The sequence below is a fragment of the Pseudomonas paraversuta genome (assembly GCF_904063065.1).
GTDB lineage: Bacteria > Pseudomonadota > Gammaproteobacteria > Pseudomonadales > Pseudomonadaceae > Aquipseudomonas > Aquipseudomonas paraversuta.
Map to the genome: position 1 here is coordinate 77,469 of NZ_CAJFCL010000013.1, position 11,721 is coordinate 89,189.

9 protein-coding genes are annotated in these 11,721 nt (G+C 61.7%); 1 reads left to right on the plus strand and 8 read right to left on the minus strand.

Features of this window, described 5'->3' with window-relative positions; translation table 11 throughout:
- Positions 1-2: 2 nt before the first annotated feature.
- The 7 genes from JQ845_RS21655 to JQ845_RS21685 all read right to left on the minus strand — a co-directional run bounded on the left by JQ845_RS21655 (position 3) and on the right by JQ845_RS21685 (position 7,028).
- Positions 3-1,193, minus strand: coding sequence for an acyl-CoA dehydrogenase family protein (locus JQ845_RS21655; protein WP_010656629.1), 1,191 nt, complete (start codon positions 1,191-1,193; stop codon positions 3-5).
- Between the two features lie 95 nt (positions 1,194-1,288).
- The gene (locus JQ845_RS21660; RefSeq protein ID WP_003445092.1) at positions 1,289-2,458 is read right to left on the minus strand and encodes an acyl-CoA dehydrogenase family protein; all 1,170 of its coding nucleotides are present in this window, start codon (positions 2,456-2,458) and stop codon (positions 1,289-1,291) included.
- A 9-nt stretch (positions 2,459-2,467) separates the two neighbouring features.
- The gene (locus JQ845_RS21665; protein ID WP_003445091.1) at positions 2,468-3,646 is read right to left on the minus strand and encodes a lipid-transfer protein; all 1,179 of its coding nucleotides are present in this window, start codon (positions 3,644-3,646) and stop codon (positions 2,468-2,470) included.
- Between the two features lie 18 nt (positions 3,647-3,664).
- On the minus strand, positions 3,665-4,084 hold the full coding sequence (locus JQ845_RS21670) for a MaoC family dehydratase (protein ID WP_003445078.1): 420 nt from the start codon (positions 4,082-4,084) through the stop codon (positions 3,665-3,667).
- Entirely contained in the window at positions 4,056-5,189 is a 1,134-nt protein-coding gene (locus JQ845_RS21675; protein WP_160627472.1) for an acyl-CoA dehydrogenase family protein, read from the minus strand. Before JQ845_RS21675 ends, JQ845_RS21670 begins: the two co-directional genes overlap by 29 nt.
- 9 nt (positions 5,190-5,198) lie before the next feature.
- Entirely contained in the window at positions 5,199-6,188 is a 990-nt protein-coding gene (locus JQ845_RS21680; RefSeq protein ID WP_003445073.1) for a bifunctional MaoC family dehydratase N-terminal/OB-fold nucleic acid binding domain-containing protein, read from the minus strand.
- A 54-nt stretch (positions 6,189-6,242) separates the two neighbouring features.
- Positions 6,243-7,028, minus strand: coding sequence for an SDR family oxidoreductase (locus JQ845_RS21685; RefSeq protein ID WP_010656632.1), 786 nt, complete (start codon positions 7,026-7,028; stop codon positions 6,243-6,245).
- 144 nt (positions 7,029-7,172) lie between these two features.
- Here JQ845_RS21685 and JQ845_RS21690 point away from each other — a divergent pair, with 144 nt between their 5' ends.
- Positions 7,173-7,958: an enoyl-CoA hydratase gene (locus JQ845_RS21690; protein ID WP_003445069.1), complete on the plus strand. Its 786-nt coding sequence runs from the start codon at positions 7,173-7,175 to the stop codon at positions 7,956-7,958.
- A 137-nt stretch (positions 7,959-8,095) separates the two neighbouring features.
- Here the strand turns inward: JQ845_RS21690 and JQ845_RS21695 are convergent.
- Positions 8,096-11,721: RHS repeat domain-containing protein (locus JQ845_RS21695; protein WP_203009449.1), on the minus strand; the 3,626-nt coding region annotated here is incomplete at its 5' end.

An 11,721-nucleotide genomic window follows, 5' to 3' on the forward strand; every position in this document is an offset into this window, starting at 1 on the left:
CCTTACTTCACGTCAGGCAGGCCAAGGACCCGCTTGGCGATAACATTGAGCTGGATTTCCGACGCACCGCCGGAAATCGTCAGGGCAAAGCTGTTTAACCAGCCGCGGGTGATGGCCTGTTCCTGGGGGCTGAAAGCACCCTTGTCCCAGCCCAGAGCGTGATACCCCATCACGTCCAGCAATACCTCGAACTTGTCGCGTTCCTGTTCGGTGTGCACCAGCTTCATGATCGACATCAGCCCGCTGACGTCCTGCCCGGCACGGGCTTCCTGACCCATGCGCTGGACTGTCAGGTTGTAGCTTTGCTCGTTCATGGCGCAGGCCACGGCGCGGGCTGCAAGGGCCAACTCGCCCTGGCCGGATGGCTCGGGCAAGTACTCGTTGACCAGTGGCAGCAAGTGGAAATGCGTCGGCAGGCTGAACTCGCCGAATTTGGACATGGCTTTGCGTTCGTGTTGCAACAGGCGCTTGGCCAGGTTCCAGCCACCGTGCAACGGACCGATGAGCTGGCTTTTAGGCACTTTGACGGAGTCGAAAAACACCTGACAGAACGCCGATTTGCCACTGATCAAATCAATGGGCGCAACGCTGACCCCGGGGCTCTTCATGTCCAGAACAATCAGGCTGATCCCCGTGTGCTTGCTGGCCGCAGGATCAGTGCGCACCAGGGCGTACATCCAGTCCGACTTGTCGCCATAGGAGGTCCAGATCTTGCTGCCATCCACCACGAAGTGATCGCCGGCATCCCGGGCCGAGGTTTTCAGGCTCGCCAGATCCGAGCCGGCATTGGGCTCGGAAAAACCCTGACACCAGCGCACTTCGCCACGGGTCATCGGGGTCAGGAGGTTTTTCTTTTGTTCTTCAGTGCCGAATTCCAGCAATACCGGGCCGAGCATCCAGATGCCCAGATTGATTTGCGGCGGCCGGCATTTAAGACGGCGCAGCTCGCTTTCCAGCACCGCGTTGTATTCCTCGCTCAGCCCGGCGCCGCCATACGCCTGTGGCCAGTCCGGACAGAACCAGCCCTTGTCGCGCATGCGTTCGAACCACAGCCGGGCGTCGGCATCGGGAAACTCGACCTCGTTCGCACCCCACACCAGCTCGCCTTCAGGAATGGCTTTACGCTGCGAGGGCGGACAGTTGGCCTCAAGCCAGCTGCGGGTTTGCTCTCTGAACTGATCAATGGCGTTCATGGGTTTCACCTGTAAATGGTCACCTGCTGACACAACACCTGCAGGAACGAGCTATTTGTCGAGAACAGCTCGCTCCTGCGGTTAGGTGATGGGTGTCAGCGTTGGGTACGCGGCATGCCCAGGCCGAACTGGGCAATCAACTCGCGCTGGATCTCGTTGGTGCCGCCACCAAAGGTCAGGGTCACCGAGGCACGTACTTCGTACTCCAGCTCGCCTTGCAACAACGACGCCGCCGAGCCGCCTTGAATCAGTCCGTTGGCCCCGACGATGTTGCTCAGCAGCCGCAGAATCTCGATCGCCGACTCCGAGCCGTAAACCTTGGTGGTCGACGCCAGCGCAACGTCCATGCGCTCACGCTCCAGGTCAGCGGCAATCCGCAGGTTGATCAGGCGCATGGCTTCAAGCCGCGCATAACATTGCGCCAGACCGGCCCGCACCCACGCTTTGTCGGTGGCACGAACACCTTGCTCGTCGGCCTCACGGGCCCACATGAAGACCTTGCGAAACAGCCCTGCCACCTTGTCGGACCATGCCCCCAGCCCCAGCCGCTCATGGTTGAGCTGCGCCGTGATCAACTTCCAGCCACCGTGCAACTCGCCCACCAGCATGTCCCGGGGCACCTGCACGTTGTCGTAGTAAGTGGCGGCGGTCGGGTTGCTGGTGGTCGGGATCACAGTGGTCGTAAAACCTTCAGCCGCTGTGTCCAGAATCAGGATCGATACACCCTTGTGCCGTGGGCGCTCAGGGTCGGTACGGGCCGCCAGCCAGATGTAATCGGCCGACTCGGCGCCCGAGGTCCAGAGCTTGGTGCCATTGACCACAAACTCGTCGCCTTGCAGCCGGGCAGTGGTTTTCAGCACCGCCAGGTCGCTGCCGGCATCCGGCTCGGAATAGCCGATGGCAAAAATGATTTCGCCCGCGGCGATGCCCGGCAAGAATTTGGCTTTTTGCAGCTCGGTACCGTGGGCCATCAACGCCGGCCCCACCGTGCTGATGGTCACGAACGGCAGCGGCGCACCGGCAATATTGGCTTCTTCAAAGAAGATGAATTGCTCGGTAGGACCATAACCCTGGCCGCCGTGCTCCTTGGGCCAGCCCACCGCCAGCCAGCCGTCACGGCCCATCTGGCGGATGGTGTCGCGGTATAGCTCGCCGCCCTCTTTGCCGCGCAATTGTTCACGCAGCTGCGGGGTCATCAGGTTCTGGAAATAGTCCCGCACCTTGAGGCGCAGGGCGTGTTGTTCGGGTGTGAGGTCGACGAACATGTGAGCTCCTTAGGCCGTACCAAGAATCAGGCCGCTGGTGGGTACGCCGGTACCGGCGGTCACCAGCACGTTCTCCACGCTGTCGACCTGGTTGACCGCAGTGCCACGCACCTGGCGTACGGCTTCAGCCACGCCGTTCATGCCGTGGATGTAGGCCTCGCCCAATTGTCCGCCGTGGGTATTGATCGGAAACTTGCCGCCGCGGGCATGGTGCCCGGCGCGGATGAATTCCTTGGCTTCGCCGCGTTCGCACAGGCCGAACTCTTCGAGCTGGGGCAGTACAAACGGCGTGAAATGGTCGTAAATGATCGCCGTTTGCAGCGCCTCGGGCCCAAGACCCGACTGGCGATACAACTCTTTGGCAACCACGCCCATTTCCGGCAGGCCGGTAATGTCGTCGCGGTAGAACGAGGTCATGATTTGCTGGCCCGAGGTAATCCCCTGCGAACCGGCCTTGATCGTCACCGGCTTCTGGCGCAGGTCTTTGGCCCGCTCGGCCGAGGTGATCACCATGGCCACGGCACCGTCGGATTCCTGGCAGCAGTCGAGCAAATGCAGCGGCTCGCAAATCCAGCGTGAAGCCTGATGTTCTTCAAGGGTGATCGGCTTGCCGTAAAAGAATGCGGCCGGGTTGGTCGCGGCAAAATCACGTACCGCCACCGCAACCCGACCGAAGTCTTCGGAGGTGGCGCCATAGGTGTGCATGTAGCGCTGGGCAAACATGCCCACCCATGACGCCGGGGTGTGCAGGCCGTGGGGCATGTACCAGCCGTAGTTGACGTTTTCGAAAATCGGCGTCGAGGCGAAACCGTAGCTGCCGCTGCCGAAGCGATACCACGAACGCTCGTTCATGGCGCGGTACACCACCACAACCTTGGCCACACCGGTGGCCACGGCCATGGCCGCGTGCATGATCGGCGCACAGGCGGCCCCCCCGCCATGGGGCACCTGGGAGAAGAACTTGACGTCCTTGCAGCCCAGCAAGCGGGCGATTTCGTATTCCGGGACTTTATCCACCGAGTACGAGCTGAAACCTTCAACTTCGGACGGGTCGATTCCGGCGTCTTTAAGGGCGGCCAGGGTCGCTTCAAGTGCCAGGCGCAGCTCGGTGCGCCCTGAATTTTTCGAGAATTCGGTCGCACCCAGGCCAACAATGGCGGCGCTACCGGAAAGTGACGATTGCGTCATGTGTGCTGTCTCCCGCTATCAGGGCAGAACCAGCGTGACCGTACCGGTCACGTGGTTGCCCATCGAATTTTTGCCGCCAAGGGTTATTTCCACCGTGCGGGTGGCAGCATCCAGTCCGGTGACTGCGCCATTGAAGGTCATGCTATCGCCGGGGTAATTCGGCGCGCCGAGCTTGATCTTCAGCGAGGCAAAACGCGCCTCGGGGCCCGCCCACTCTTCGACATAACGCTGCACCAGACCGTTGGTGGTAAGGATGTTCATAAAAATGTGCGGCGAGCCCAGGGCCTGGGCAGCGTTCAAATCATGGTGACCCGGGAAGTAGTCACGGGTGGCAATGGCGCCGCCGGTAACCAGACCCACGGTGATCGGGATCGCCAGGGCCGGCAAGGTTTCGCCGGGGCGCACGTCGTCAAAGCGCTTGGTGTTCTGCAAGGTCATATTTCCATCCCAGCTTGTCGTTATGGCTCAGCCAGTCGCCGAGGCGTTCCAGGCATGCTGCCGATCCACCCAGGGCACAGCCCAGAGCGCGGCTCCAGTAGAGAAAGCGATGCATCGGGTACGTCAGATCGACGCCAATGCCGCCGTGTACGTGCTGGGCGTTGTGCCCGATCAGATGACCTGCTTCGCAGGCATGCCAGGCGGTGGCCAGGGCCTCGGACGGCGCGGGCAAGCCGGCATCCAGGCGATAGCACAACTGCCACAGATTGCTGCGCAACGCCTCAAGGGCGATGTGCGCGTTGGCCATGCTCATTTGCACTGCCTGAAAACTGCCGATGCTGCGTTCGAACTGACGTCGCTCGCTGACATACTCCACGGTGCGACGGATCTGCTCGGCGCTGACCCCCAGCTGCAATGCCGCCAGTGCCGCGATGCTGCGTGGTTCCAGCCAGTCCAGGGCGCAGGCCGGCAGCAACTGTTGCGAAGTGATAAACAGCCCGTCGATGGACAAGTCAGCCACCGCTTCGCCATGGGTCATACGGCCCGGCACATGGCTGATCGCCGCAGCGCCCAGCTCGACAAATGCCAGCCGCGGCTGACCCTCGACGCTCACCAGCAGCAACGCCGCCTGTGACTGTCCGGCCAGAGCCAGGCCGGCCACCCGACCGTCAAGGCTCCAGCCCTGGCCCTGCGCAGTGGCCTGTAATTGCAGGCCCCGGGCACCGCTCAAGCCCCCAAGGTCGAGGGTCAACAAGACGCGACCGGCAGCCGCATCCGTGGCCCATGCCTGCAAGACCGGATCAGCCCAAGCGGCCAGGGTTGCTGCGGCCAGTTGATGGCGCCACAACGGCACCTGCCCCAGAGCCCTGCCCTGGGCCTCGAGCACCGTCAGCAACTCGGTCATGCCCAGCCCGCTGCCGCCGTGGCTTTCAGGGATGGCCAGGGCCTGCAGCCCGGTCTCTGTGCACAGTTGCCACAGCGGCTCCATAAAGGCATGTTCGCTGGTGTCGAACTGACGCAAGCGGTCATCGGTGCAGTAGTCTGCAAATACGCTACCGGCCATTTCGGCGATAGCGTGTTGATCTTCGGTGAATTCGAAATCCATGCTCGCTCCTTACTCGGCTGCCGGTAAAGAAAGTGCCCGGAACAACGGCAACGTCAGTTCGCCGTCGAAGGTCTTGAACTCAAGCTGCAAGGGCATGCCGATGCTCAGTTCTTCGCGCTTGACCCCCACCAGTCCGGCCACCAGGCGTACGCCCTCTTCCAGCTCGATCAGGCCGATCGGGTTGGGATGGTCGAACGGCGCGACTTCGGGGTAATGCATGATCACGAACGAATACAGGCTGGCGCGGCCGCTGGCCTGCACGCTGTCCCAGTCGAACGAATGGCACTCGATGCATACCGGCGCCGGTGGATGGCGCAGGGTCTGGCACTGGGTACAGCGCTGGATCAACAACTTGCCCGCATCGCAGCCTTCCCAGAAAAACCGCGTGTCATCGCTCATGCCCGGCTTGGGGCGCTTGACCACAGGGGCGGTTTCAACTTTTGCCGGGGCCGCTTCAGCCGCCTTGGGGTTGGCCGGACGGAATTTGAATACCCGGAACAGCAACTCGCCGACTTCCTCGTCACCGCTTTTGTGCTCAACGAAGTAGCTCATCACCAGGGTGACAAAAAATCCGGTACCAAGACCGGTGGTTTTTTCGTCGCCCACCGAGTCCAGCCGGGTGGTGTAGTAGAGCTTTTCCCCCGGACGGACGTTGCGCTTGAACGTCAGTTCGGAGTTGACCGCCACCACCGAGCCATAGCCATACGACTCAATCAGCTTGAGCACTTCGTAGGGGTTTTCGGTGGTCGAGCCCGGTGCATAGTTGTTCAGGTGAAAGCCTTCCATGCACCACACCTGTAGCATTGCAGGCGGCGCCACCAGCCCGTCCTGCACGCTGTTGGCGGCAAACAGCGGGTCGGTATAAAGCGGGTTGTCCACGCCCATGATCTCGCACCACTGGCGGATCATCGGGGCGTTGACTTCGTCCCAGGCGTAGACGCGACCATATTCACGCCCCACCAGGGCGCGCACGTCGGTTAGCAATTGAGAATCAGCCAAGTTCGTCTCCTGCAAATTGAGAGCGGCAACCCACTGGCCGCCGCTGAAGGTCGATCAGTGAGCAGCGCTTTGCGCCGCACCCAAAAATGCCGGACGTTCGCCGCCGCCGTGCAGCAGCAGATTGCAGCCGCTGGCATACCCCGCCATGGGCGAGGCGATAAACAGACAGGCGTTACCGATGTCCTCGGGCAGCGCCATGCGCCCTGCCGGGATCCCGGCGCTGACTGCGGCAATGCCGTGTTCATCGCCGTAATGCAGATGCGCCTGCTCGGTGCGTACCAGCCCCGGGCTGACCGCCACCACGCGCACTTTGGGCGCCCACTCCACCGCCAGCGATTGCACCAGTGCCAGTATCCCGGCCTTGGCCGCGCCATAGGCCGCGGTCCCCGGGGAAGCGCGCAAGGCGCTGATACTGCCGATAAACACAATGCAACCGCCGCCATCCTGTTGCTGCATCAAGGCATTGGCCTGTTGCGCGACATTCAGCGGGGCGATCAGGTTGAGGCGGATAATGCCTTCGTGAAAACGTGGCGAAGCGCTGCCGGCATCGGCGGACGGACTGCCACCGGCGTTGTTGATGACCACATCGAGGCGACCGAAGTCGGCAGCAATCCCCGCAAACATGGCTTTAAGCGAATCCACATCACGCACGTCGCAAGCCATGAACAGCGCTTGCGCAGAACCTGCCTGCGGCAACGCCTCAGGTGCAGTCCTGCCGCACACGATCACCTGCGCCCCGGCCTCCAGAAAGCTGCGGGCAATGCCTGCACCGATGCCTTTGGTACCGCCGGTGACCAGCACCACTTTGCCGCTGTAGTCCAGCCCTGAGAGTTGGCCCATGACGAGCTCCTTTTTCTACTGATGGAGCCACTCTAGGGGCAATCCGGGGGCTGCTCGTCGTCTGAACGGACGATGAAGCGCCCTCTTGCGAACGCAACAATCCAGCGCACGCTGTGGTGACAGCCCCTGTTAATGAGGAACCCCATGTCAGACCCATCTGCCGCGCCGGTACTGCTTGAATTCCCGGCCCCGGGCGTCGCTTTGCTGCGGCTTAATCGCCCCCAGGCCACTAACGCCCTGAGCCTTGAGCTGCAAGCCTTGCTGTCACGCTATTTCACAGAGCTGGCCGAAAACCCCGAAGTGCGCTGCATCCTGCTGACTGGCGGCGACAAGGTGTTTGCTGCGGGCGGCGATATCAACAGCATGGCCGGTGTCGGCCCGATCGATATTTACCAGCGCCATACCGAGCGGGTCTGGGCCCCCATCCAGCACTGCCCCAAGCCGGTGATCGCGGCGGTGTGCGGTTACGCCTACGGCGGCGGCTGTGAACTGGCGATGCTGGCCGACATTATTGTGGCCGGGCGCAGCGCGAAATTTTGCCAGCCGGAAATCCGCATCGGGATCATGCCGGGAATCGGTGGCACCCAGCGTCTGGTGCGCGCCGTGGGCAAGGCCAAAGCCATGCGCATGGCATTGACCGGGCAGCCGATCACCGCCGAGGAAGCCTGGATCTCCGGGCTGGTCAGCGACCTCGTGGATGATGACCAGGTGCAGGCCCAGGCACTGAAGATGGCGACGTTGATCGCTGCGATGCCGCCACTGGCTGCCGAGCAAATCAAGGAAGTGATTCTGGCCGGGGTCGATGCCCCGCTGGAGACCGGCCTGGCCCTGGAGCGTAAAGCCAATGCGTTGCTGTTTGCTTCGCGGGACCAGAAGGAAGGCATGCAGGCGTTTATTGAAAAACGTGCGGCGGTGTTTGAAGGCAAGTAAGGGCGCGCGCTCGCTTCGAAGACAATGCTGGCGATGATCCACGCAATCAGCCAGGTCGCTGCAGGAAACCCGCCGCAGTCTCATGAACTGCGGCAGGTTAGCCCGGCACGCACCAGCCGCTTTATTCCAGAGCTGACCTAACGTCGTACATTCATGAAATTATTAAAGTAATTTGTCCTGAACGCTCCGCCTATGGTCCAGGCGACTTCGTCTGCAGCAACAGGAACCACATAATCAAAAAACGCTCTGTTGACCGGATTCTGCATAGTTTGAAAACTGATACCTGCTGCATGCCTTCTGAATTCCGGGGTGAAGGTTCTCAAGCTCTCAGGATCGATCCCGTTGAGGTGCAAATCCACCGGCAGGTTTCTGGCCCGGCCATGGGTTGCGATCACCCTGACCTCACGGACATAAGATGGATTGTTGGCGAACACAGGGAAATTGACACCGCCGCTGGTAACGGTGTGACCGGGTACAGTATTGAGTGGCAAGGGTAATGTTGGCCTTGGATGTGCGCCTTGATAATAGGCTCGCACTTCGTTGAATGCCTCCATGCTGCTGATACTGTGGTGATAGGCCGAAACAGGAGCCGCACGGCTCAATGGGTCTGCTGATCCGGCAATGTCCATATGGCGAATTGCGCGCCATGCCTCGCCCTGATCCACGGCCTGGAAAGCCAGAGTTCGCAGGCTCAAGGGCTGGAATCTGCCGGGTGGAAACCCCTGGCCCCTGCCCCCTGCATGTTGCAGTTTGTACTGCCAGCTGCCCACGAACTTGCCGGCACTTTTGACTCCCTTGGCCGCAGCCCCGGCCATCGACGGGGCCGCCGAAGCCAGCCCGGTTGCCATGCCCACCCAGCCCAGAATCCGCCCGGCATTCTCATTGCCACTGGCCAGCAAGGCTATCGAGGCCACATCCGCTGCCAGCGACACCACACTCAAGGTCGCAGTGGTGACGGCCGTTACATAGCTGGCGGTCAGTGCTGCAGTGGGTGCCGCCAACGCACCCAGGGAGGCCACGGTGCCGACCAGTGCCAGCGCGAGCCCGGCCGCCGGTAACAGCCAGTCCAGCCACGAATGACCCGATGGATCGATGCGGTTGACCGGATCCCCGGCGCAGTAGGCATAGCCATTGAGGCCGCCTTCGCCGAAGGGGCTGAGGCTGTCACGGCTGTGGAAACGCATCAGTGCGGGGTTATAGATGCGGTAATCGCCGAGGAAGTACCAGCCGCTGTCCTGTTCGCGCAAGGCGCCGGCGTAGCCCAGTCGGCTGGTGCCGGGCTGGCTCTGGCCGTAGGCGCCGTAGACCGGGGTGTTCAGGCTGTCGTTGGCCTCAGTGGTTATCGAGCCCTGGGCATCGGTGCCCAGCAGCATCACTTCGCGCACTGCCGATGCCAGTCGACTTTCTGCCACGGGAACAGCGCCGGCCCTTACCCAGCGGGTCTGGGTGTCTTCACCCATCTCGCAGCTGAGCTGGCCGCCGGTGTGGTAACGCCAGCGCGGGCCATTAGTGTCCTCGGTCTTGATGATGTTGCCCGCCGGGCCGTAGTGCCAGCGGCGCTCGCCGGTAGGCAGGGTTACCCCGATCAGTCGGCCCAGGGCGTCGTAGTGCAGTGGATTGCCTTTCTCGTCGCGTTTGAGATTGCCCAGAGCGTCGTACTCCAGGGTTACCGGTGCCGGATAATCGGCGCGGCTGTGGCTGACGCTGATCAGCTGGGTGAGATCGGCGGGGTTGTAGCCGAATACGCTGACATTGTTGGCGCTGGCGTCGGCAAAGACCGTTTCCAGACGCAGGACGTTGTCGAGGGCGTCGTATTGAAAGTGCTGCTCGCGGTAAGGGTGGCCGTGAGCATCCTTCGGTAAGTCATGACCGCTCAGACGATGGGTAATCATCCGTCCGCGGTTGTCGTAGTCGAAGCTTTCACCGCGCACCAGTGTGCCGTCGCGGGTCAGTTCACGCTGCGCAAGCTTGCCGTCTTTACGCCATTGCTGGGTCTGGATTTCAAGGGACTGTCGGGTGGGCGTGCGGGTAGCCGTTTCACGACGGGCCGGGCGGCCCAGGCTGTCATAGCCCAGGGTTACGGTCATGTCCCGCGAGCCATCGTTTGATTGGGTTCGCTGCTGGTGAATCCGCGACGCTGCATCGTAAGTAATGCTGATGCTCACATCGGGACCTTGCTGCACGCTCAAACGCCCGAATTCATCGTACTGGCAGCGCTGCTCGGCACCGTCGGCATCGGTCAGGCGCGTTACTGTGCCCGCCGGTGTGGTGCTTTGCTGTTGCGAGCGCGGCTGATCACCTTGCCAGGCGTAGTCGGCTTTGCTCAGTTGGCCGGACGGTGACCAGTGATCTTTTTGCAGACCCAGATTGCCTTGGGCTTCCAGCAAACGGCCACTTAGCGGATCGTATTTATTGAATACGCTGATCCCGGGCGCTTGCAGCGACAGCAATGCGTCGCTCAGCTCCGGTTGGCGCTCACTCTTCACCCGGGTACCGTCGGGCAGGATTTGGCTATGGGCGTGGATTTCTCCTTCGGCATATTCCCATTCAGATACACCCTGCCCGACCTTTTCCCACACCAGTCGGCCCAGACCGTCATATTTACGCTCGCCCAGCAGGACTTCATTAGTGCCCAACGACGGATGAGTGATCGAGACCGTGGCCGGTAAATCACCGTCATGGCCTTGGGCGTAGGTGCGTTTAATGAGGGAGCCATCAGGCAGCGTGGTGGATACCAACCGGTCCCGCGCATCCCATTCTTGGCGGGTCTCCCGGCCCATGGCATCGGACTGGCTGATGCAACGGCCAAGGCCGTCATAGCTCCAGCGCAAGGTGTGTTGCAACTCCCCTTGGGCGCAAAATAATTGCTCGGTCAGCGGCTTGCCATCCAGAGTATGGGTGGTCACGGTTCTGGCCCCGGCCACACCCTTGGCATCGGTCTGCCAACTGCTGCCGGTCAGGGCTACCGGGTCGGCAAGGGTGTGTTGGGTGACACCGTCCGCGCCGGTTTCAGTCAGCACATTGCCCCAGTCATCAAAGGTGCGTTCAGTGGTCAGGCTCAGGGCCGGGACGTCTTCATTACCCGGGTCGTAGCTGGTCTCACGGAACACCCGGCCCAGCACGTCATATTCCGCAGTCCAGGCGGTATAGGTCGTACCACTGTCGGTCTGTTTTTCCCGGCGGATTTCCCGGGCCATGCCATCGAGCCAGACAGTTTCCTTACGTCCGGAAGCTCCGATTCGGGTCTGGCAGCGCTGGTTCGCTGACAAGGAATAGGCCCAATTGACCTCAGCCTCGAACGCCGAATCCGGAGCCGCGACTTCCTGAGTCACACGCCCCAGGGCATCGTGGGCAAAGGCCATGCGCAGCTGCTCGTCGGTCTGCTCGGTGACCATTAGCCCCGAGTACAGATCTTGTGAGGATTGGGCAACAGTTGAGTGCCCATCGTGCCCGGTAACTGTCACATTTTCCTGCAACACGGCACGTTGAAGAGAGCGGGTGTCTGGCGCTTGGGTCAGGGTGTAGCTGTAGGCCCGGGTGGTGCCTTTACCCTCTACGGTTCTGGTTTCGCTGAGCATGCGAGCGTGATGGGGCGAGGCCGGATCGTTAATGAAATTTTGCGTCGAGCGGCCCAGCTCGGTGGACTGATTGCCCTCAACCAGCAGCAACCGCTCTTCACTGCTCTGGACAAATGTCGGCAATGCAAACCCGGGAGCATCCCCACGCACGGGCAGGGATTGATAGCGATATCGGGTCTGCTTGA